Annotated in this window: 23 protein-coding genes and 1 pseudogene; 13 read left to right on the top strand and 11 right to left on the bottom strand. The window is 68.8% G+C overall.

Going from position 1 to position 21078, the window contains the following annotated elements; all coding sequences use genetic code 11:
• Positions 1 to 21: 21 nt before the first annotated feature.
• The 3 genes from ACYVO6_RS28210 to ACYVO6_RS28200 form a co-directional block, all read right to left on the bottom strand.
• A complete protein-coding gene (locus ACYVO6_RS28210) occupies positions 22 to 1425 on the bottom strand; it encodes a DUF2637 domain-containing protein (RefSeq protein ID WP_461065925.1) in 1404 nt (467 codons plus the stop codon).
• A 148-nt stretch (positions 1426 to 1573) separates the two neighbouring features.
• The gene (locus ACYVO6_RS28205) at positions 1574 to 2425 is read right to left on the bottom strand and encodes a DUF3558 domain-containing protein (protein ID WP_461065923.1); all 852 of its coding nucleotides are present in this window, start codon (positions 2423 to 2425) and stop codon (positions 1574 to 1576) included.
• A gap of 118 nt (positions 2426 to 2543) precedes the next feature.
• Positions 2544 to 3455 (bottom strand): DUF3558 domain-containing protein, encoded by a 912-nt coding sequence (locus ACYVO6_RS28200; protein WP_461065921.1) that lies wholly within the window; start codon positions 3453 to 3455, stop codon positions 2544 to 2546.
• Positions 3456 to 3625: 170 nt separating this feature from the next.
• Here ACYVO6_RS28200 and ACYVO6_RS28195 point away from each other — a divergent pair, with 170 nt between their 5' ends.
• The 3 genes from ACYVO6_RS28195 (at position 3626) to ACYVO6_RS28185 (ending at position 7740) form a co-directional block, all read left to right on the top strand.
• Positions 3626 to 4819, top strand: coding sequence for an RtcB family protein (locus ACYVO6_RS28195; protein ID WP_461065997.1), 1194 nt, complete (start codon positions 3626 to 3628; stop codon positions 4817 to 4819).
• A gap of 390 nt (positions 4820 to 5209) precedes the next feature.
• Positions 5210 to 6448: an RNA-guided endonuclease InsQ/TnpB family protein gene (locus ACYVO6_RS28190; RefSeq protein WP_461065919.1), complete on the top strand. Its 1239-nt coding sequence runs from the start codon at positions 5210 to 5212 to the stop codon at positions 6446 to 6448.
• Positions 6449 to 6873: 425 nt separating this feature from the next.
• Positions 6874 to 7740 carry a carbohydrate deacetylase gene (locus tag ACYVO6_RS28185; protein WP_461065917.1) on the top strand — a complete coding sequence of 289 codons (867 nt, stop codon included), beginning with the start codon at positions 6874 to 6876 and terminating at the stop codon, positions 7738 to 7740.
• Between the two features lie 156 nt (positions 7741 to 7896).
• Here the strand turns inward: ACYVO6_RS28185 and ACYVO6_RS28180 are convergent, their stop codons facing one another.
• Complete coding sequence (locus ACYVO6_RS28180; protein WP_461065914.1) at positions 7897 to 8514, bottom strand: TIGR03086 family metal-binding protein; 618 nt, start codon at positions 8512 to 8514, stop codon at positions 7897 to 7899.
• 64 nt (positions 8515 to 8578) lie between these two features.
• On the opposite strand from ACYVO6_RS28180, the gene ACYVO6_RS28175 reads away from it, so the two are divergent.
• The gene (locus tag ACYVO6_RS28175; protein WP_461065912.1) at positions 8579 to 9415 is read left to right on the top strand and encodes a DUF6597 domain-containing transcriptional factor; all 837 of its coding nucleotides are present in this window, start codon (positions 8579 to 8581) and stop codon (positions 9413 to 9415) included.
• On the opposite strand, the gene ACYVO6_RS28170 is transcribed toward ACYVO6_RS28175, so the two are convergent.
• Positions 9412 to 10305: an NADP-dependent oxidoreductase gene (locus ACYVO6_RS28170; protein ID WP_461065910.1), complete on the bottom strand. Its 894-nt coding sequence runs from the start codon at positions 10303 to 10305 to the stop codon at positions 9412 to 9414. The two genes, ACYVO6_RS28175 and ACYVO6_RS28170, sit on opposite strands and share 4 nt — an antisense overlap.
• A 135-nt stretch (positions 10306 to 10440) precedes the next feature.
• Between ACYVO6_RS28170 and ACYVO6_RS28165 the strand changes: the two genes are divergently transcribed.
• Positions 10441 to 10854 (top strand): winged helix-turn-helix transcriptional regulator, encoded by a 414-nt coding sequence (locus ACYVO6_RS28165; protein ID WP_461065908.1) that lies wholly within the window; start codon positions 10441 to 10443, stop codon positions 10852 to 10854.
• Here ACYVO6_RS28165 and ACYVO6_RS28160 read toward each other — a convergent pair.
• Complete coding sequence (locus ACYVO6_RS28160) at positions 10802 to 11326, bottom strand: MarR family winged helix-turn-helix transcriptional regulator (protein WP_461065906.1); 525 nt, start codon at positions 11324 to 11326, stop codon at positions 10802 to 10804. The two genes, ACYVO6_RS28165 and ACYVO6_RS28160, sit on opposite strands and share 53 nt — an antisense overlap.
• A gap of 98 nt (positions 11327 to 11424) precedes the next feature.
• Here ACYVO6_RS28160 and ACYVO6_RS28155 point away from each other — a divergent pair, with 98 nt between their 5' ends.
• The 3 genes from ACYVO6_RS28155 (at position 11425) to ACYVO6_RS28145 (ending at position 12822) form a co-directional block, all read left to right on the top strand.
• The gene (locus tag ACYVO6_RS28155; protein ID WP_461065904.1) at positions 11425 to 11763 is read left to right on the top strand and encodes a YnfA family protein; all 339 of its coding nucleotides are present in this window, start codon (positions 11425 to 11427) and stop codon (positions 11761 to 11763) included.
• A 118-nt stretch (positions 11764 to 11881) separates the two neighbouring features.
• Positions 11882 to 12652, top strand: coding sequence for an SDR family NAD(P)-dependent oxidoreductase (locus ACYVO6_RS28150; protein ID WP_461065902.1), 771 nt, complete (start codon positions 11882 to 11884; stop codon positions 12650 to 12652).
• Entirely contained in the window at positions 12652 to 12822 is a 171-nt protein-coding gene (locus tag ACYVO6_RS28145; protein WP_461065900.1) for a hypothetical protein, read from the top strand. The genes ACYVO6_RS28150 and ACYVO6_RS28145 overlap by 1 nt, the downstream gene beginning before the upstream one ends.
• A 24-nt stretch (positions 12823 to 12846) precedes the next feature.
• Here ACYVO6_RS28145 and ACYVO6_RS28140 read toward each other — a convergent pair whose 3' ends face one another.
• Positions 12847 to 14085, bottom strand: a complete 1239-nt coding sequence (locus ACYVO6_RS28140; RefSeq protein ID WP_461065899.1) for a glycosyltransferase family 4 protein — start codon at positions 14083 to 14085, stop codon at positions 12847 to 12849.
• 192 nt (positions 14086 to 14277) lie between these two features.
• Here ACYVO6_RS28140 and ACYVO6_RS28135 point away from each other — a divergent pair.
• From ACYVO6_RS28135 to ACYVO6_RS28120, 4 genes and pseudogenes are all read left to right on the top strand, one after another.
• Positions 14278 to 14657 (top strand): annotated as a pseudogene (locus ACYVO6_RS28135) (response regulator transcription factor); the annotation flags it as partial.
• Positions 14658 to 14874: 217 nt separating this feature from the next.
• Positions 14875 to 15663, top strand: a complete 789-nt coding sequence (locus tag ACYVO6_RS28130; protein WP_461065897.1) for an ABC transporter ATP-binding protein — start codon at positions 14875 to 14877, stop codon at positions 15661 to 15663.
• Between the two features lie 12 nt (positions 15664 to 15675).
• On the top strand, positions 15676 to 16986 hold the full coding sequence (locus ACYVO6_RS28125) for an FtsX-like permease family protein (protein ID WP_461065995.1): 1311 nt from the start codon (positions 15676 to 15678) through the stop codon (positions 16984 to 16986).
• A 60-nt stretch (positions 16987 to 17046) separates the two neighbouring features.
• A complete protein-coding gene (locus ACYVO6_RS28120; protein ID WP_461065895.1) occupies positions 17047 to 18243 on the top strand; it encodes a MalY/PatB family protein in 1197 nt (398 codons plus the stop codon).
• An 18-nt stretch (positions 18244 to 18261) separates the two neighbouring features.
• Here ACYVO6_RS28120 and ACYVO6_RS28115 read toward each other — a convergent pair whose 3' ends face one another.
• From ACYVO6_RS28115 to ACYVO6_RS28100, 4 genes are all read right to left on the bottom strand, one after another.
• Positions 18262 to 18465 (bottom strand): hypothetical protein, encoded by a 204-nt coding sequence (locus ACYVO6_RS28115; protein WP_461065893.1) that lies wholly within the window; start codon positions 18463 to 18465, stop codon positions 18262 to 18264.
• Positions 18466 to 18619: 154 nt separating this feature from the next.
• Positions 18620 to 19393 carry a transglutaminase domain-containing protein gene (locus ACYVO6_RS28110; protein ID WP_461065891.1) on the bottom strand — a complete coding sequence of 258 codons (774 nt, stop codon included), beginning with the start codon at positions 19391 to 19393 and terminating at the stop codon, positions 18620 to 18622.
• Positions 19390 to 19575, bottom strand: a complete 186-nt coding sequence (locus tag ACYVO6_RS28105) for a DUF397 domain-containing protein (protein WP_461065889.1) — start codon at positions 19573 to 19575, stop codon at positions 19390 to 19392. The genes ACYVO6_RS28110 and ACYVO6_RS28105 overlap by 4 nt, the downstream gene beginning before the upstream one ends.
• 10 nt (positions 19576 to 19585) lie before the next feature.
• A complete protein-coding gene (locus ACYVO6_RS28100) occupies positions 19586 to 20431 on the bottom strand; it encodes a helix-turn-helix domain-containing protein (protein ID WP_461065887.1) in 846 nt (281 codons plus the stop codon).
• A gap of 212 nt (positions 20432 to 20643) precedes the next feature.
• Between ACYVO6_RS28100 and ACYVO6_RS28095 the strand changes: the two genes are divergently transcribed.
• Complete coding sequence (locus ACYVO6_RS28095; RefSeq protein ID WP_461065885.1) at positions 20644 to 21042, top strand: ATP-binding protein; 399 nt, start codon at positions 20644 to 20646, stop codon at positions 21040 to 21042.
• The last annotated feature ends 36 nt before the right edge of the window (positions 21043 to 21078 follow it).

Below are 21078 nucleotides of genomic sequence, written 5' to 3'. Positions count from 1 at the left end.
CCAACCACGTATAGACGACGGTTACGCGATGTGGTCCTCCTCCAGTTCCGCGTTCAGACGGTTCTGGAAACGGTTCATGTAGCGCTTGAGGGAGCTGTCGCTGAGCGAGACGCCGTACGCGGCCTCGATGTTCGCGCCGAACTCCTGCTTCGTAGGCAGGCCCTGGCCATTGATCGACTGACGGAACACCTGGTAGTACGCGTCCTCGCGGGACATGTCGTCCGGCAGCCTGGGCTCCTCGCGCCGTCCCGGGATGGGAAGCTGCTCGGGTTCCGGAGGGCCGCCACCCTCGCCCAGCTGCCGCGTACGGCCGCCCGGACCCGACGGGATGCGCCAACTGCCCGTGTCCTCAGGGCCGGGCTCGTACTCCTGGACCTGATGGGCCTGCTGAGCCTCCTGGAACTTTTGGAACTCCTGGAATTCCTGAGCCTGCTGGAACTCCTGGACCTGCTGGGTCTCGTACCACTGCTCGTCGTTCTGCCGGCCTTCGTACTGCTCCTCGGGGTCGTACGACGGGTCGTAGCCGCCCTCGTAGGAGATCTCCTGTTGCGGGGGCTTGAACCACGGGTTCTGGTCGGGCTGGGGTGCTTCCTGTGCGTACTCCAGTTGCTCGGGAGCGGGAGTGCTCTCGAGGTCGTGACGCTGCTCGCGCCGGGGTGCCGCCGAGTCCACCGCCCGGTCGGCCCGCTCCAGCTCCAGGTCCGACTGACGCGGCGCCGGAGGCAGCAGTACCGGCTCTATGCCCGCCGCCGCGAGACCGGAAGGAGCGGTCTCGGCCAGCGGCACGCCATAGCGCGCCAGGCGCAGCGGCATCAGGGACTCCACCGGAGCCTTACGGCGCCAGGCACGGCCGTAACGGGAGCGAAGGCGCGCCCGGTAGACCAGACGCTCCTGCTCCAGCTTGATCACCGCGTCATACGAACGCAGCTCCCACAGCTTCATCCGACGCCACAGGAGAAAGGTCGGGACGGGGGAGAGGAGCCAGCGGGTGAGCCGTACACCCTCCATGTGCTTGTCGGCCGTGATGTCCGCGATCCGGCCGATCGCGTGCCGGGCCGCCTCCACCGAGACCACGAACAGGATCGGGATGACCGCATGCATACCGACACCCAACGGATCCGGCCAGGCGGCGGCGCCGTTGAACGCGATCGTCGCCGCCGTCAGCAGCCACGCCGTCTGACGCAGCAGCGGGAACGGGATGCGGATCCAGGTCAGCAGCAGATCCAGGGCCAGCAGGACGCAGATGCCCGCGTCGATGCCGATCGGGAAGACGTAACTGAAGTTCCCGAAGCCCTTCTCCAGCGCGAGTTCGCGCACCGCCGCGTACGAACCGGCGAAACCGATGGCGGCGATGACGACCGCCCCGAAGACGACGACCCCGATGAGGATCCGGTGCGTCCTGGTGAGCTCCATTGGCGCGGCCACCCGTACTCCTCTCCCTTTGCGACATGTTGCGACGTGTTGCGCGGAACAGGGTGGCACATGCGTGCGGCTTACGGGTTGCAGGAAGGGCGTCGCCGCCGCTTCGGTACGGCTTCGGTATACGGCGGGACCGCCCCCTCAGCCCCTCTTCTCAGTCCTTCTTCGCCGGGGACTCGCTGGCCGAGGCGGAGGGCTTGGCATCCTTGGCCGGGGCCTCGCTCGCGCCCTTGCTCGGGCTCGCGCTCGCTCCGGAGCCAGAACCCGATCCCGATCCGCCGGCCTGATTGGCGGTCACCACCGCCTGCACGGCCTCCTTCGCCGCCTTCAGCGCCGCCTTCGACAGGTCCTCCGCGCTCGGAGCCTTGTCACCCGCGAGGCCCGCGCCGTTGTAGTCCACCGACACCACGATGTTCTCGGCCCGGGCCACGACCGCCTGCTGCTTGAAGGTGCCTTCCTTCTTCTTCAGGTCGTAACTCACCGACGTCGCCTCGTTGCCCGTACCGGACACCGGCTCGGACTTGGCGTTCGTCGCGCCGGTCTCCGACTGCGCGTCCTGGACCTGCTCCGCGTAGTACGTCGACGCCAGCTTCTCGCCCGTACCCCGGGTCTCGTCCGACTCGAAGCGCAGCAGGGACACGCTCAGCCAGCGGAACTGGGAACCCTTCACGCCCTTGTCCTCCAGGCTGTCCCAGGAACAGCTGCCGCGCGTCGCCGTGTCGTCCGACCTGCCCTCCTTGCCGGACTTGGAGGCCTTCGGTACCAGCTCGCCCAGAGTCTTCGACGAGAACACCTTGCACGGCTCCGGCAACTGCGCGTACGCGGCCTCCTTCACCACCGCCGCCTTCGAGGCGGAGGCGGACGCCTTCGCGCCGGAGTCCTTCTTCGCGGAGTCACCGGATTCGGAGTCGGAGCCGGAATCCGAGGAGCAGCCTGCGGCGACGAGCACCACCGGAACAACGGCTGCGCTGACGAGGATGCGGGTGAGTCGTGCGGGTCGGTGCATGGTTCCTTCACTCAAGACGCGTTTTGTGTGCGTGCGGTCGGGTCCGAGGGGCCACGGTACGCCGTACGGGACGGATGTGACTTCCATTCCGCCCAGCCTCACGGCTCCGGGGCGACCGCTACTCGTTCAACGTGTCGTCGAGCTGGCCGGCCAGTTCCCGCACCCTTTCCTGCATGTCCTCGCTGCTCGGGACGTCCGTCGTACTCGTCGGCTGCTCGTCGTACCGGATCGTCACGATCACATTGGACGTGCGGAACACCACAGTCACCGTCCGCTGCCGGGAGGCGCCCAGCGCGTCGTCCAGGAAGGCCTCGTCGCCGAGATCGTCGAGGGTGCGGGGCTGGAGGGCGGCGGGGGTGGTGCTGGGGGAGGGGGAGCCCGGCGTGGCGCTCTCGTCGTCGGTGGGAGTGGGGGAGCTGCCGTCGCTGTCGTCTGAGCTGTCGTCCGCGCTGCCTGTTGCGTCGCCTGACGGATCGCCAGCCGTTTCGTCTGTCGCGCCGCCCGTCGCTTCGTCCGACGTACCGGATTCATCCGCAGTCGGAGTCGTGGTCGGGGAAGCGCTCTCGGACGGGACAGGTACGGGCAGATCCGCCACCTCCTCCTTCGTCGCATAGAGCTGCGAGGCGCGGCTGTCGTCGCTCAAAGCGTTGTCGTACGAGGTCACGCGCTCGAAGTCCACCCACAAGCGATCCGTCGCACTCGTCGCCTCCACCGTCCAACGACAGCCGACCTTCCGGTCCGTGTCGTACGTCAGCGTCGGCGTCCCCGCATACGCCTTCTCCCGCTGCTCCCCGTCCGTGACCTGCTTGAGCCCCGGCAGCAGCGAATCAAGCGTGCCCCGCTCGACGGCGCCACACGGCTCCGGCAGCGTGCGGTACCGGCCGGGCTCCGCCGCGCTGGCCGTCGTACCCGAACCGTCCCGCTTCGAGTCCGCCGGCTCCTCGCCGCCGTCCGAACCGGTGCAGCCGGCCAGCGTCGCCGTCGCCGCGAGGAGCGCGGCGACGCCGAATACGTACGCCTTCCGCTGCACGGGGGCTCCTCTCGCTCTGCTTATTCGCTTGCCGCCCGAAGGTGGCCGATGACCACAATGTCTATCGCACGCACGGCCGTGAACGCCGGTCGGTCACCCCTTTCGTAGACCTTGCCACCGGTATTTGCGATGCCCGAACTTTGTTTGTTTTACGGGGGAATGAGGACGTTATGTCGTACGTAGAGGTACCGGGAGCGAAGGTCCCGATCCGCATGTGGACGGACCCGGCGTCGGTCGAGGGCGGAGCCCTCCAGCAGCTCCAGAACGTCGCCACGTTGCCGTGGATCAAGGGGCTGGCCGTGATGCCGGACGTGCACTACGGGAAGGGCGCGACGGTCGGGTCTGTGATCGCGATGCGGGGTGCCGTGTGTCCTGCTGCGGTCGGGGTCGACATTGGGTGCGGGATGTCGGCGGTGAAGACGTCGCTGACGGCGAATGATCTGCCGGGGGATCTTTCTCGGCTTCGGTCGAAGATTGAGCAGGCTATTCCGGTGGGGCGGGGGATGCATGACACTGCCGTTGAGCCGGGGCGGTTCCATGGGTTGGCCACCGCGGGGTGGGATGACTTCTGGGGGCGGTTCGACCGGGTTGCGGAAGCGGTGCGGTTCCGTAAGGGGCGGGCGACTACGCAAATGGGAACCCTTGGCCAGGGAAATCATTTTTGGGAGCTTTGCCTCGATTCGGACAATTCGGTCTGGGTCATGTTGCACTCCGGTTCCCGGAACATCGGTAAGGAACTTGCGGAGCACCACATCGGTATCGCCCAGAAGCTCCCGCACAACCAGGGGCTTGTCGACCGCGACCTGGCTGTCTTCGTCTCGGATACACCGCAGATGGCGGCCTACCGGCATGACCTCTTCTGGGCGCAGGAGTATGCGAAGCACAACCGTGCCATCATGATGGCGATCTCTAAGGAAGTGATTCGCCGCGAGTTCAAGAAGGCGAAGGTGACTTTCGAGCCGGAGATCTCGTGCCACCACAATTATGTAAGCGAGGAGCGGTACGAGGGCATGGACCTCCTCGTCACCCGTAAGGGCGCGATCCGTGCGGGCTCCGGCGAGTACGGGATCATCCCCGGCTCGATGGGCACCGGCTCGTACATCGTGAAGGGCCTCGGCAACGAGAAGTCCTTCAACTCGGCCTCGCACGGCGCCGGTCGGCGCATGAGCCGCAACGCGGCGAAGCGTCGCTTCTCGACGAAGGACCTGGAAGAGCAGACGCGGGGTGTGGAGTGCCGTAAAGACTCCGGCGTCGTCGACGAGATCCCGGGCGCGTACAAGCCGATCGAGCAGGTCATCGATCAGCAGCGCGACCTCGTGGAGGTCGTGGCGAAGTTGAAGCAGGTCGTTTGTGTGAAGGGCTGAATCAGACGCCCGATGGGCCCCGAGCTGTAACAGCCCGGGGCCCGAGGTTCAATCGATCATTGATTGCCGCTGGGCATCGGTACTTGACCGGTGCGCAGGCGCCAGAGGCGGATATAGCAGCTCTTCTCGGTTCGGCCGAGTTCCATGGCGGCGGCAGCATCGTTGTTCAGCAGAGTCTTGCGAGGATCCCCGGGCGTTCACGCCCGGGGGACTCGTATCTTTGGCCAGGCGGCGCGGGGCGCCGCAGCATCATGAGGTCTGCCCGGCCGCGGAGCGGTCGGATCTCTCGTCTGGTGAAGGCGTCGGCGCACGGCCCTGCGTGTCACTCGTTCAGGTGATCGACTCCGGACGTGCGGTGCCGTCTCGCACAGCTGTGTACGTTCGGTGCTTGTGAAGCTGGTGGTGCAGGTCAAGCTGCTGCCGACGCCCGCGCAGGCGGCGGCACTCGAGGCGACCCTGCACGCCTGCAACCAGGCCGCCACCTGGGTGAGTGAGATGGCCTTCGAGCGCGGGGAGTTCAAGAACTTCACCGTGCGCAGGCGGGTCTACGGCGAGGTCAAGTCCCGCTGGGGGCTGGGGGCACAGGCCGCCCAGCACGTCATCAAGAAGACGTGCGACGCGTACACCACGCTCAGGGCGAACCTGAAGGCCGGACACCTGGGCCGGCCCGGCTCGAAGCGCTACCGCCGGGCGACCGAGAAGCCGATCGCCTTCCGCCCGCGGGGCGCGCAGCCCTACGACGACCGGATGCTGTCCTGGCAGATCCCGGACCGGACGGTGTCGATCTGGACGGTCTCCGGGCGGATCAAGAACGTGGCGTTCACCGCCTCGGCCGAGCAACTGGCCACCCTGGCGCTGTACCGCCAGGGCGAGTCCGACCTGGTCTGCCGGGACGGCCTGTGGTTCCTCAGCGCGACCTGCGAGGTCCCCGAGGCCGAGCCGCACACGGATCCGGTGGACTTCCTCGGCATCGACCTGGGCATCGTGAACATCGCCACCACCAGTGACGGCGAGATCATGGCCGGGCGTGAGCTGAACCGCATCCGGACCCGGGAGCGGAAACTCCGCACCAGGCTGCAGAAGAAGAACACCCCGTCCGCCAGGCGCCGGCTGAAGAAGCGGCGCCGCAAGGAGGCCAGGCGGGCGAAGGACATCAACCACAAGATCGCGAAACATGTGGTGGCCGAGGCAGAACGCACCGGTCGCGGGATCGCCCTGGAAGACCTCACAGGGATCCGCGAGCGGGTACGGCTTCGCAAGCCCCAACGGGCCACCCACTCCAGCTGGTCCTTTCACCAGCTGGGGCAGTTCATCGCGTACAAGGCCCGCAAGGCCGGGGTACCGGTGGTGCACGTCGATCCGGCGTACACCTCCCGCACCTGCGCCGAATGCGGGCACATCGACCGGGCGAACCGGGTCAGTCAGGCCTGGTTCGCGTGCCGGAACTGCGGATTCGTTGCTCACGCGGACCGGAACGGCTCCCGCAACATCCGCGCTCGCGCGTGGGAGTTGTGGCGACGCGGGGCCCAGTCAACGGCCCCTGCCCCACCCCCGAAACGTCGGGGTGGGGCTGGACGCAAACGCAGCGTCACATCCAGTGATGCCCGTTGTGCAAGCCCAGCGCTTTAGCGCTGGGTAGTTGACGTCCCGTATGGGTGATCCATCCGGTTCACCCTTGTGAGTTATGTGATGCGCTTTTCGTCGCCCCGCGTGGGCGTCCGCAGAAGTGATGTATCGCCGGCGGGGCGGTGGTCGGGACAGTCCCACGCGGACGCGCACACCCCGGACGTACACGCATCGCGGGCGCAGGACCCCTGTCCCTCCGAAAGCCTGAACAAGCAGGGGGAGTGTGCCCTTCAGGCGCTCAAACGAGCGACGCGTGAACATGACGGGAAGAAGTGCTCAGGCCGTGGGACTCGCCCTGGGCCCACCGCCGCGCCACTGACACACCGCCACGCCAGACTCCGTAACACCACAGGGACACCGCCTCTGCACGCGCGCGTGGCCGCGTAAATCGCGAGCGTGTTTTCGTCCGTGGAGTTCACACTGCGGGGGTGACTGAACCCGTCGTGCTGTCCAGTGAGTTGTTGGGATTTCCCGCCGACGCTCGTGTCCTCATCGTCAACTGTGATGACTTCGGGATGCGTCGTGGGATCAATGCCGCCGTCGTCGAGGCGATCGAGGGCGGGATTGCGAGTTCGTGCAGCCTGATGGTGCCGTGTCCTGGGGCCGGAGAGGCGATGCGGTTGTTGCGGGAGCGGCCGGGGATTCCGTTCGGGATTCATCTCACCTTGGTGTGTGATGCGGAGGGGGCGTGGGGGCCGGTTGCCTCGAAGGAGCGGGTTGGGTCGTTGCTCGATGAGGCCGGGGAGTTGTTCTCGCCGGGTAAGCGTGACGAGTTGCTTGGGCGGGCTCGGATCGAGGAGATCGAGGTCGAGTTTCGGGCGCAGGTCCAAGCCGTGCTGGAGGCCGGGTTGGCGCCTACTCATCTGGACTGGCATTGCCTGGCCGATGGTGGGCGGGGGGACATTTTCGAGTTGACCTTGGCGTTGGCCGGCGAGTACGGGCTGGCTGTACGGGTCTGGGGTGAGGCCGGGCGGCGGAGGGTGCGCGGGCTGCCGGTCACCGACAACGAATTCCTCGACAGCTTCTCGCTGGGGCTCGACGGCAAGGCGGCTCGGTATGCCCGGTTGCTGCGGGAGTTGCCGGTCGGGCTCAGCGAGTGGGCGGTGCATCCCGGGGTGGGGGACGCGGAGTCGCGGGTGGTCGAGCCCGGGGGGTGGCGTGTGCGGCAGACCGACCATGAGTTTCTGATGTCGGCCGAAGCTCGTGAACTCCTGCGGGAGGAGGGGGTCTTTGTGATCGACTACCAGGGTGTTCAGGAGCGGTGGTCAGGGAGCCGCTGGCCGGGCGGGCGTTAGTCATGGACGGGTGGCCAGGACCCATCGTCGGGAAAGTGTGACACTTTTCGCGAAAGTGTCACACTTTCCCGACGATGCCCCCCCGACTCCCGAGGGCAGCCACCTCGAATTCGTGGCCCGATGCCTCGGTGATGGCCCGCCCGTGCCCGCCCCCCGTTACCGCCCGGTCCGGGCCCAGCGTGGATCGCGGCCCGTCTCCGCCAGCAGCCGGTCGAAGGCGTTCGCCCCCTCCGGCACGGGTACCGGCGCGGCGAACATCCCCATCGCGCGGGCGGTTGGTGCCATCTCCCCAACCGTTGCGGTGACTTGGTCGAGTACCGGGTCGGTGGCGTCGTTCAGTCGGTGTTCCTGGTCCGTGGCGCGGGCCAGGTCCCATGCGTGGACGGTGAGGTCGAGCAGGGCCAGCGAGCCGACGATCCGTGCGGGCATGTTCATGGCGCCGGTCGTGCCCTCCTCGGCGCCCGGTGCGGACCAGGCCGCCGCGAGGCGGCTCGACTCGGTTGCGAAACGGTCCCTCCAGGTGGGATCCGCGGCGATGTAGTCCGGGGTCGCGGTGAAGTCCGAGTCCTTCTTGGCGGCCAGGTTCTGGAATTGCACAACCACGTGGAGGACATGGTTGACCAGGGCCTTTACGTCGTAGTCGGCGCATGGTGTGGGGTCGGCCAGTCGTTCGTCGGGAAGTGCCCCTATCACCGGTAGGGCCCGTTCGGCCGCCGTCGCCAGCAGATCTCCGATGGCGTATGTCCGCTGGTTCACATCGTGGTTCGTGTCCATGCGACGACCGTACGAACGTCCCGCAGCACCCTCTTGAAGAAACGCGACGGCATACGATCCGGACATGGCCGTACCCCGCCGCGACAACCGCGGGATCCGCGACACACGGGGCATCGTCGACCCCTCGGGGCTTCTGACCCGCGTACGGTTCCGTCGTCACGAGCCCGCCGAGCCGCTGCGGCGCCATGTCGAGACGTACTGGTTCATCGACTGGGACCTGCCCGAGCCGTACGTCTCCCAGGTTGTCCCGCACCCGTCCGTCAACGTCTCCTTCCAGTGGGACGAGGGCGAGGGCGCGCCCTACGGCGAGGTGCACGGTGTCGCGCTCGGGCTGTTCACCAGGAAGCTGACGGGGTGGGGGCGGGTGTGCGGGGCGAAGTTCTGGCCCGGCGGCTTCCGGCCGTTCGTGCCGGACGTGCCCGTGTCGCGGTGGACGGGCCGCGTACTGCCCGCCCAGGACGTGTTCGCGCAGGCCACCTGCGACACCGCCCGCCAGGTCGTGAGCCCCGCCGACGACGCCGCCCGGATCGCCGCGCTCGACGCCTTCCTGCTCTCCCTCGCCCCGGCCCCCAACCCGCAGGCCGACCTCGCCATCGACCTCGTCACCCGCATCCGCGCGAACCGCACCGTACGCCGCGTCGACGACTTCGCCCGCGCGGAGGGCGTCTCGGTACGGGCGCTGCAACGGCTCTTCGCGGCGTACGTCGGCGTCAGCCCGAAGTGGATCATTCTCCGTTACCGGATCCACGAGGCCCTGGAGCTGGCCGGCACCCGGCGGGACATCGACTGGGCCGCCCTCGCCGCCGACCTCGGCTATGCCGACCAGGCCCACCTCGTACGCGACTTCACGTCGACGGTGGGGGTGCCTCCGGCGGCGTATGCGCAGTGGCACAGCCCTTAAGGAACAAGCACGATACGTCCCCGCACGCCGCCCTCCGCCAATCGGGCGTGCGCCTTGACCGCGTCGGCCAGGGCGTACGTCTCGGCCACTCGCGCCGTCAGCACTCCCTCGTCCAGGAGCGCTACCAGCTCCGCGAGGCGCGCTCCGTCGGGGGTCACCGACACCGTGTCGGTCCGCACGCCGCGTACGGAGGCGGGGGCGCCCTGCGGGATGACCCCGACGTACGCGCCGCCGTCGCGCACCCATTCCAGCGCGGCCTCGCCGAGGACCGCGGTGTCGAGCACCGCGTCCACGCTGCCCGCCTCGACGGCGCCCGACGACGCGAAGTGGGCCGCTCCCAGGGAACGTACGAGCTGCTCGTCGCTCTCGCGGGCCACGGCGGTCACGGAGATGCCGCGGTGGGCGGCGAGTTGGACGGCGTAACCGCCGACGGCGCCCGCCGCACCCGTCACCAGGAGTTCCTGGCCCTTCTGGAGGTCCAGCTGATCCAGGGCCTGGGCGGCGGTGAGGGCGTTCAGCGGGAGTGTGGCGGCGTGTGCGGCGTCGACCGTGGTGGGTGCCTTGGACACCGCGTCGGCGTCCACGATCGCGTAATCGGCGTGTGCGCCAAGGGGCTTGCCCACGGAGGGCACGAGCGCGACCACCTCGTCGCCGACGCTCCAGCCGGCCGCCGCCCCGGCCGCGTCGACCGTCCCGGCCACGTCCCCGCCGAGACCGTGCCGCTCGCCCGCGCCACCGAATACGCCCGCGCGCACCTTTGCGTCGACCGGGTTGAGAGTGGCGGCCGCGACCTTGATCCGCACCTCGCCGGCGGCCGGCTCCGGCACGTCGGTCTCGATGATCTCCACGGCTTCCGGACCGCCGAAGGTCGTCACCACGGCTGCACGCATGTCAATTCTCCCTATTGCAGGTGATTCATTCTGGTTTCCAACCCGTTGTGGCAACCCTAGGAAGAGCTACTATCTTTTCGTAAGTAGGCACTTGAAGGTGCGTACATCACCCAGAGGTGTGCGGAGGCGTGAGCCATGGCGACCAAGACGGCAGCCCAGCGGCGTGAGCAGGCGCGGATCGAGTACGACGCCTTCCTCAAGGCCTGCCCGACCAACCAGCTCCTCGCCCGCATCAGCGACAAGTGGGTCAGTCTCGTCGTCTCCGCGCTCGCCTCCGGGCCCATGCGCTACAGCGACCTCGGCCGCAAGATCGCGGGTGTCAGCCCCAAGATGCTGACGCAGACGCTGCGTTCACTGGAACGCGACGGGATCGTGGCGCGGACCGTCACGCCGTCCGTGCCGGTGCGCGTCGACTACGAACTCACTCCGCTCGGCATGAACCTCTGCAGCCTCCTCGTGGCAGTGAAGGACTGGGCGGAGGTGCACATCGAGGAGGTCAACGAGGCACGGGAGCGCTACGACGAAGCCGAGCGGTCTGTGTCGCCGTGAACTCCACCGTCCGCCTCATGTGACCGATGAGCAGGGCGAGTTCGTCGTCCCCGAGTTCCTCGAAGAGGGCGTACCAGTCGCCGCTCAGCCGCCGCCACATCCGGCCGAACTCCTCGGCCTTCTCCGGCACGGTCGCCACGAGTACGCGTCGCCGGTCGGTGGCGTCCCGCTGCCGTACGACGTACCCGGCCCGCTCCAGCCGGTCCACGAGCCGCGTCGCCGAGCCGGTCGTCAGCCCCGTCAGCTCGGCGACGCGCCCCGTCGTGACCGGCCCTCTCTCGAGGCTGAGCAGGTTGAGGCACTGCAGGTCCGTGGGGTGCAGGTTCAGCTGGTCGGCGACGGCCTGGTTGAAGAGGGCGTACAAGGCCATGCAGCGGCGCGACTCGGTGGCCAGCTCGGAGAGCAGACGACTGCGCCGCGCATCGGTGGTTGTGCCGGACCTGGACATGGACATGGACCTGGACAGGGTCATACGGGGATGTATCCCACCGGGTACCCCCGACAAGCCCCGCGAACAGGTGACGGAACCGGCCCGTCGGCACACACACCGCCCCATGCGAAGCTGCACGCATGCTCGTCGCCCGCTCCGCTGCCCTCTTCGTCCTCGCCGCACTCTTCGAGATCGGCGGCGCATGGCTGGTCTGGCAGGGCGTACGCGAACACCGCGGCTGGCTGTGGATCGGCGCCGGGGTCATGGCCCTCGGCGCGTACGGCTTCGTCGCCACCCTCCAGCCCGACGCGAACTTCGGCCGCATTCTCGCCGCGTACGGCGGAGTCTTCGTCGCCGGCTCCCTCGCCTGGGGCATGGTCGCGGACGGCTTCCGGCCCGACCGGTGGGACGTGATCGGCGCCCTGATCTGCCTGGCGGGCATGGCCGTGATCATGTACGCGCCCCGGGGCGGAAGCTGAGGCTGCCGTTGCCAGGGCATTCGACGTCCGTACTCGTCACCGGCCTATCCTGGCGGGGATTCGAACGCCGGCTCGCGCGAGAGAGCGCGAACCCGTACGCCCGCCCGAGGAGCAGCCCATGACCGCCCCCGCCCCCAACTCCCGTATCGCTGTCGTCACCGGTGCGAGCAGCGGCATCGGGGCCGCGACGGCGCGGCAGCTGGCGGCGGCGGGCTACCGGGTGGTCCTCACGGCCCGCCGCAAGGACCGTATCGAGGCGCTGGCGGAGGAGCTCAACGCGGCGGGCCACCAGGCGGCGGCGTACGCGCTCGACGTCACCGACCGCGCGGCGGTGGACGAGTTCGCGACGGCGTTCCGCACGATCGGTGTGCTGGTCAACAACGCGGGCGGCGCGCTCGGCGCAGACCCGGTCGCGACGGGCGACCCGGCGGACTGGCGTCAGATGTACGAGACGAACGTCATCGGCACGCTCAACGTCACCCAGGCACTGCTCCCCGCGCTCACGGCGAGCGGCGACGGCACGGTGGTCGTGCTGTCGTCCACCGCGGGCCATGGCACGTACGAGGGCGGCGCCGGTTACGTCGCCGCCAAGCACGGCGCCCACGTACTCGCCGAGACCCTTCGCCTGGAGATCGTCGGAACCCCGGTGCGCGTCATCGAGATCGCCCCCGGCATGGTCAGGACGGACGAGTTCGCCCTCACCCGTTTCGGCGGCGACGAGGAGAAGGCGGCGAAGGTCTACGCGGGCGTGGCCGAGCCCCTGACCGCCGACGACGTGGCCGACACGATCGCCTGGGCGGTCACCCGCCCCTCCCACGTCAACATCGACCTCATGATCGTCCGCCCCCGGGCCCAGGCCTCCAACACGAAGGTCCACAGGGAGTTGTGATGCCCGACTCCCAGGGCGCCTCCGCCGAGTCCCCCGACTCCCCGGAAAAACGCCGCCTGGCCCAGGAGAAGAAGAACGAACGCTACGTCTGGTGGTATCTGGCGTACTTCCTCTTCGGCATCCACATCGTGGCGTTCGTCATGATCTACGCGGTCACGCACGCGAAGTAGGCGTCACCCCTGCGAAGTTCGCGCTCACGCACGCGAAGCAGCCGCCGCCTCGGAGCGCCCGCCCCGCCCCGGAACCATCCGACGAGCCCTCCGCTTCCACTGCTCGATCCGAGCCCGCCGCCGCACAGCCCGGAGCTCCCCGAACAACCCCTCGTAGCGCTCGATGATGGGCTCGGCGTCATAGCGGTGGGCGTTCGCCAGCGCCGCCCGCCCCATCTCCCGTCGGGCGGACTCGTCCGCGATCAGGTCGAGCATCGCTTCCGAGAGGGCGCGGGTGTCGCCCACGGGGACGAGGCGGCCGTCGACACCCGGGGTGATGATCTCGGCGGGGCCGAGGGGGCAGTCCGTGCTGATGACGGGCACGCCGCAGCGCATCGCCTCGACGAGTGTCATTCCGAACGACTCCGCGTCCGAGGCGCTGACCACGAGTGAGGACTGGGTGAACTCCGCCTCGATGGGGGTGCGCGGGCCCATGAGCTGGGCGCGGCCGGTCAGGCCGAGGCCGTCGATCAGCGACTGGAGGTGTTCGCGCTGGGTCCCGCCGCCGTAGATCCGCAGCCGCCACTCCGGCTCCTTCGTGGCGACCGCCGAGAACGCCTCGATCAGCAGGTCGAACCGCTTGCCGGGAACGAGCCGCCCCGCCGCCGCGATCACCTTCGCGTCCCCGGTGGAAGGGGCCACGCCGCGCGGGGCGGGCACGATGTTCGGCACGGCCGTGACCCGTACGCCCGGCAGCGGCATCCGCTTCCGGTACACCTTCGCGTCCGCCTTCGTCGTCGTCACGAGCGCGTCCAACTCGCCGTACTCCTCGGCCAGTACGGCCCGCAGCTTCTTGCTGTGCGCATCGTGACTCAGGTGTTCCTGGCCGATGCGCAGGGCGCGGGGCGGGGCGAAGCGGGAGACGTAGACGTTGATGCCGGGGCGTGTGCCGATCACCACATCCGCGTCGCAGTCCGCCAGATAGTCGCGTACGCGGATGTCGGTGAGGCGGTTGTACTGCTTGTACCGCTTGTCGGCGGAAGGGAAGTCGCTCGCCGGCTCCGCGTGCAGGGGATCGGCGAGGTCGGCGCTGCCCTCCCGCGTGTCCACGAGCGGTACGAGTGTGATGCGGGGGTCGACGTCGAAGCGCGGCACGTCCCGGTGCCGCGACATCGAAACGATCGTGACCCTGTGCCGGTCGGCGAGCGCCGCGGCGAGGTTGAGTGTGGTGCGGACGGTGCCCCCGATGGCGTAAGCGTTGTGCAGCAGGAACACGATCCTCATGCGTTTCGCGGTCTTCCTACGCTTCATACGGTACGTGCCTTCCCCGTCGCGGCTCGTCGCCCTGGTCCCAGGGGAGACGGTGGCCGGGCGAGGTAAGCCACCGGTCCCAGCGGGGTGAGAACCGGGTAAGAGGCCCGGTTGTGCCCCTGCTCATCAGGTACTACGTATCCCAGGCCTTGGCAGACTGGTCGGGTGCCCCACAACGTGCTGCTCGCCGAGGACGACCGCGCCATCCGCCACGCCCTGGAACGCGCCCTGACGCTTGAAGGGTACGAGGTGACGGCCGTCGCCGACGGCGTGGAGGCACTCGCGCGGGCCCATCGCCACCCGCCCGACGTACTCGTCCTCGACGTCATGATGCCGGGCATCGACGGCCTCCAGGTGTGTCGCGTCCTGCGTGCCGAGGGCGACCGTACGCCGATCCTGATGCTCACCGCGCGCGTGGAGACCGCCGACCGCATCGCCGGTCTGGACGCCGGAGCCGACGACTACGTCGTCAACCCTTCGACGTCGACGAGGTGTTCGCCAGACTGCGCGCACTGCTGCGACGTACGGACACCCCAGTCGGCGTACCCAGGTAACAACGGGGGTGAGCCGTTCGCCCGGCGAAGGGAGAGCGGAGGCTCGGCGATCGGGTTCACGGTGAGCGGTACGTAAGGGGGGTTCCCGGTGGACGAGGTGTCGCTGAGTACACCTCCCAGTACGGGTTCTGCGCCCAATGTGCCTGCCCCGTGCCCTCCGTAGCGTCTTTCGCGGGGCACAGGGAGTGCCCAAAGGAGGGTGACAACCATGCTTCGCCGAACCGATCGACGTACGCACGACACCAACACAGGCTCCACCGAAGCCCTACGCCTGGTAAAGGTCACCAAGACCTACGGAACCGCCGACAGCAAGGTCACCGCACTGGACGAGGTGACCCTCAGCCTCCCCCGAGCCACCTTCACCGCCGTCATGGGCCCCTCAGGCTCCGGCAAGTCCACGCTCCTCCAGTGTGCGGCAGGCCTCGACGCCCCGGACACCGGCATCGTCATGGTCGACGGCACCGAGATGACCGGAGGAACAGAGGCGGAACTCACCAGGTTCCGCCGCACCCGCATCGGCTTCGTCTTCCAGCAGTACAACCTCCTGGACACACTCACCGTCGCCCAGAACACGATCCTGCCGCTCAAGCTCGCCCGCCGCCGCGTCCACCGCGAGCGCGTGGAGGAGATCCTCGCGTCCGTCGGCCTCGAAGGCCGCCTCGGCGCCCGCCCCGACCAGCTCTCCGGCGGTCAGCGCCAACGCGTCGCCATCGCCCGAGCCCTGGTCACCGAACCCAGCGTGATCTTCGCCGACGAACCCACCGGCGCCCTGGACACCCGAAGCGCCCGCGACGTCCTCCGCCTGCTCCAGGAGGCGGTACGGATCCACGGCCGTACGGTCGTCATGGTCACCCACGACCCGGTGGCGGCGTCGTACGCCGACGCGGTTCTCTTCCTGGCCGACGGCCGCCTCGTGGGCGAGATGCGCCGTCCGACGGCGGACGCGGTCGCCGAACGCCTGGCGCACCTGGGCGACGACATGATGGCGGGGGTGTGAGCCGTGTTCACCATGCTTGCTCTCGCGATGCGTTCCATCCGGCAACGCCCCGGCCGCTTCACCGCGACGCTTCTGTCCGCCTTCCTGGGCGCGACGATCATCATGACGTTCAACTCGATGCACGACACGGCCGGCGCGAAGGGCGTCGACGCGACGAGCGCGGAGACCCTGTCCACCGCGGCAGGAGTGGTCGGCGGCTACGGCACCCTGCTGGTGTTCTTCGCCATCGCCTCCACCCTCACCGTGAACGTCCGCCAACGAACCGCCGAAATCGACCTGTTGCGCACCTCGGGCGCGACCCCGGCGCAGATCAAACGCATGGTCGTGGGGGAGGCGACAGCCGTCGCCCTCCTTGCCGCGCTGCTCGCGATCGCCCCCGCGATGCTCGGCGGCCACGCCCTGCTGTCCCTCTTCCAGGACAGCGGCCAGGTGGCCGACTCCGTCGACTACTCCTTCGGCCCCATCGCGCTCCAGTCAGGCGTCGCCATCACACTCCTCGCCTCGGCGGGTGCGGCGTTCCTCGCGATACGGCGGGCGACGCGCAGGCGCCAACCCCAAGGCAAGGGGCGGAAGTTCTTCACGTACGCCGCCCTGACACTCGGCGGTCTGGCGGTCTGCTCCACCTTCGCCTTCTCCGCGACCGACGCCGCGCTGATGGCCCCGCCCGCGTACGGCGCGATCCTCCTCGCCGTCGGCTTCGCACTCCTCTCGCCGAAGCTGCTGACGGCCGTACTCGACCGGCTCCTCCTCTCCGGCCCGAGCGGCTATCTCGCCGTACGGAACATGCGGCAGCGCGCCGCCCAACTGTCCGGTGTCCTCATGCCGTTGATCCTCTTCACCGGCATGGCGACGGCCACCCTCTATATGCAGGCGGTCGAGAACGACGCCATCGACGCGTCCGGCGTCCCGAAGTCCGTCGACGCCAAGAACCTCGAGACCCTCAACCTCACGGTCGTCGGCATCATCGTGGTCTTCTCCTGCATCATGCTGATCAACTCCCTGTACGCGGCGACGACTTACCGCAGTCGGGAGTTCGGCCAGCAGCGCCTGGCGGGCGCGACGCCGGGCCAGGTCCTCGGCATGGTCGGCGTCGAGTCCCTCGTCCTCACGGCGACGGGCGTGTTCTTCGGTACGGCGGCCGGCCTCGCCGGGCTCATCCCCTTCACCGCGGTCCGTACGGACTCACTCCTGCCGGACCAGGGCCTCGGCACCTGGCTGGCCATCGTCGCGATCGCCACGGCGGCGACCTTCGCGACCAGCCTGGCCACGGCCCGCCGCACACTGCGGACACCGGCGGTGGGAGCGGTGACGCTGGTCGCATGAACGAGACGTACGAGGTATGCGGGGAAGATTCTTCCGCCCGTACGGGGAAGAATCTTCCCCATGCTGCCTGAAACCGCCCCTGACGCCACTCCAGCCGCTCCCTCCCACCCCAACCCCCTCCGCCAACTCTCCCTCGAACAACTCCGCCGCCGTACGAGCGCGAAATGGCGCGCCTTCCCGGAGGACGTACTGCCCTTGTGGGTCGCCGAGATGGACGTCCCGCTCGCCGAGCCGATCGCGCGTGCCCTCACGGACGCGATCGCGCTCGGCGACACGGGCTACCCGGCCGGGACGGGGTACGCCGAGGCGCTGGCGGAGTTCGCCGGGAAGAGGTGGGGCTGGGACGACTTCGCCGTGGAGCGTACGGCCATCGTGCCGGACGTGATGCTGGGCATCGTCGAGATGCTGAAGCTGGTCACGAGCCCCGGGGACTCGGTGGTCGTCAACTGCCCTGTCTACCCGCCGTTTTACCAGTTCGTACGGAACATGGACCGCACCGTGGTCGAGGCGCCGCTCGGCGAGGACGGCCGCCTGGACTTCGCGGAGCTGGAGTCGGCGTTCGACCGGGTCACCGAGGGCGGGCGCCGCCGGGCCGCGTATCTGCTCTGCAACCCGCACAATCCCACCGGCACGCTGCACACCGCCGCCGAACTGACCGCCGTGGCAAGGCTTTCCCACATGTACGGCATACGCGTGGTGGCCGACGAGATCCACGCCCCGCTCGTGTCCCCGGGCGCCCGCTTCGTCCCGTACCTGACGGTCCCCGGCGGCGAGAACGCCTTCTCCCTGATGTCCGCCTCCAAGGCCTGGAATCTGGCGGGCCTGAAGGCGGCCGTGGCCATCGCGGGCCCCGACGCGGCCACGGACTTGGCCGAGCTCCCCGAGGAGGTGAGCCACGGCCCCAGCCACCTGGGCATCCTGGCCCACACGGCGGCCCTCCGGGACGCGGGCCCCTGGCTCGACGCACTGCTGACGGGCATCGACGAAAACCGCCGGCTCCTGTCCACCCTCCTGACCGAACACCTCCCCGCCGTCCGCTACACCCCCGCCGAGTCCACCTACCTGGCCTGGCTGGACTGCCGGGCCCTGCCCCTCGGCGACGACCCGGCGTCCGCCTTCCTGGACCGGGGCCGAGTCGCCCTGAACTCCGGCATCCCCTTCGGCACGGGCGGCTCGGGCCACGTACGCCTGAACCTGGCGACGTCGCAGGAACTGCTCACGGAGGCGGTGCGGCGGATGGCGCGGACGGTGGGCTGAGCACCACCGGACTACCGGTCACCTCACCAGTCGTGCGAGGAGGGTGGCGAGGTCGGTCACGATCTGCAGCCAGGGACGGACCCGCTCGGCCCGCCCTCCCAGGCGCCGGAGCCATCCGCCGGACAGCCTGCCCTCCCGCCGCCGCAGCGCCCGTTCCCGCGCCTGCTGTAAGGCCCTGATCCGCCCCGTCCCGGTCCGTTTACGTCGCGTACGTCGCGTCATGGCGAGACGCTAACGAGCCCGGGTCCGCGGACGCAGGTGAGGGGATCGTCAAAAGTGGCCGGGCGGTTATTGGAGGTAACCCGTAAGTCTTCCCTGCCGGAAGTCTTCCCTGCCGGCGCCGACGCGGCGGTCGATCGGTCGGCGTCGGCCCGGCTCAGGCCGTCGTGCCTGTGACGCGGGCGCCCGCGCTCCAGCGCCCCAGTACCGGTTCCAGGAGGATGCGAGCCGGGCGGCACAGCGTCTGTCCATGCTGCTCGAAGAGTTCGTCACGAGAGTCGAAGTACCCGAGATCGACGAGGACTTGGGCGGACAGATCGCACGCCGTGCCGCCCTGCGCACCGCAGCTCACCGACCCGCTCCAGTCCACGCCGACCCGCGCCACCGCATCGAAGAGCGTCTCGCCGCCGCGATTGCTGAAGGCTTCGCCGCCTCCGGCCACCCCGTCGAACAACTCCCCGACCGGCACCCACTCCTGGTCCCGCTCCAGCATGAACTCGGGCCAGGCGAGCAGCACTTGTTCCGGCACGAGGAACTTGTGCCGGGGAAATCGCGGATACCAGAAGGCCCCGTCGACCAGCAGTCCGCGCACCCGCGTACGTACGCCCATCGCCCGCGCGACAGCCTCCAGCACAGCCATCCGCTGACTACAGGAACCACGCCCCAGCCGCAGCGTCCGCGAGGCCGGGTGCCGGTCCTCCACGGAGTACACCGGCCGCACCTCACGCGCGATGATTCCGTGCGCCACCTGCAGCACCGCACGAGCCGCTGCCCCCGGCCCCGCCTCGCGCCGTACGCGCTCCACGAGCGCCGCCACAAGGGGCTGCTCCCAGTCCAGAATGGCGGTGGCCCGCGTCGAACCGCCCCCGCCCGCCGCCGCTCCCGGCCGAACCTCAGCACCCCGCCACGGCATCAACAACCGACTGGTCACCGCTTCCCCTTCACCTCGGCGAAGAGCGCCTGGAGAGCGGCGCGGGGCGGGGTGAGGATGGTGGTGGGATGGTCGCTTTCCCGGAGGTGGAGGGTCGTGGGGGAGGCGGCTATCTCCAGGCATTCGTTGTCGGCGTCCCCTGCGGAGAACGACGACTTCTGCCATTGAAGGTTCGGGGGCATGGGCTGCCTTTCAGAGTTCCTTGGCGATACAGCGGATGAGGTCCAGCGAGGGTGCTGGGTCGAGGGCGATGCCGCTGATGCGGTCCAAGCGGCCTCTGTAGCGGTGCAGTTTGGCGCTTGCGTCAATGAAAAGGCTCCCATGACCAGTATCTTCCTGCACGGTGTCGAGCTGGGGCACCTTGCCGCCGACGTAGAACATCGACAGTCCCATCCCCGCGAAGTCGTCAGCCGTGAACGGGATGGCTCTGATGGTGACCCACTTCCGCTCGGACTCTTGCAGGATGCGCTCCAGCTGCGCGCGGGCCGTTTTGGAGCCACCAACGCGCATGCGTAGGGCCGCTTCGTGAACGACCGCGTCGTACGGACGTCCGGCATCGAGCACCTGTTGGCGGCGGAGACGGAACGCGACGCGATTCTCCAGCTCGCGCTTCGGCAGACTCGGCTCGACGAACCTTGAAGCCGCCCGAATGTGGTCCTCCGTCTGGAGAAGCCCTGGGATGTGCACGACCTGGAAGGTGCGGATGTACGCGCCGTGGTGCTCCAACTCGGCGAGGTCGAGGGCCTTCGTGGGCATCAAGTCCCGGAACTCCTGCCACCAGCCCTTGTCCCGGTCAATGGCCATCTCGACCAGCGCCTCGACGAGTGGGGCATCGTCGCACTCGTAGAACTCGGCCAGCCTGCGCAGCCTTTCCTCGCTGATTCCGTGCTTCCCGGCCTCGATGTTGCTGATCTGCGCCTGGCTCGTGCCCAACCAGGCGGCGACGTCACGGGAAACCACGCCTGCCGCCTCGCGCAACTTGCGCAATTCCGCACCGAGGCGTGCCTGGCGTGCGGTGGGTGTGCCCCTCGGCGGCATGGTGTCCTCCTGGTCAATGCAGCGACGCGGTTGCGGCGTTGCAAATATATCGAGTACTGTCTTCGCATGCTCACGGAGAGTGTCTGATCGGTCACTCATCCGCAATGTTCCTTTGCCCAACGCAAGTTGGAAGTGCCACCCCGGGCCGTCGACACCCGAGGCGAGGTCACCAACACCGCAGGGCTCCCTCACCGCAACGGAGTTGATGCCCCATGCCCTCGTACGCCATGTTCTGCCCAAGCCTGGAGACTTCCCCGCACATCGCCCGCGACTTCGTCGCCTCTGTCCTGCGCGCGCTGAGACTCGACGCGCTGGTGGACGCGGCGACGTTGTGCACCTCCGAACTCGTCACGAATGCCTGCGTGCACGCGAAGGGGGGTGATGGCGCGACGCTGTGGATGGCGGTGGAACCCGAGCGAGTGCGTGTGGTCGTGTACGACGGGGACAAGAATCCGCCGACCACAAGGGGATCGACGCCCGAGACGTGGGAAACGAGCGGGCGCGGGCTCTACCTCGTGGATGCCCTCACGGACGGCTGCTGGGGAACGAGTCAGGCCCTCCCCTGCGGCGGCCCGGCCCACCCGGAGGCAAGGCGGTGTGGTTCGACCTAAACGCACTGCGGTGACCGGTGCGGGCATGCCAGGCCC

The organism is Streptomyces pseudoechinosporeus, assembly GCF_054783935.1.
The sequence above is the reverse complement of the archived record's forward strand: the minus strand, read 5'-3'. Positions and strand labels throughout refer to the sequence as shown.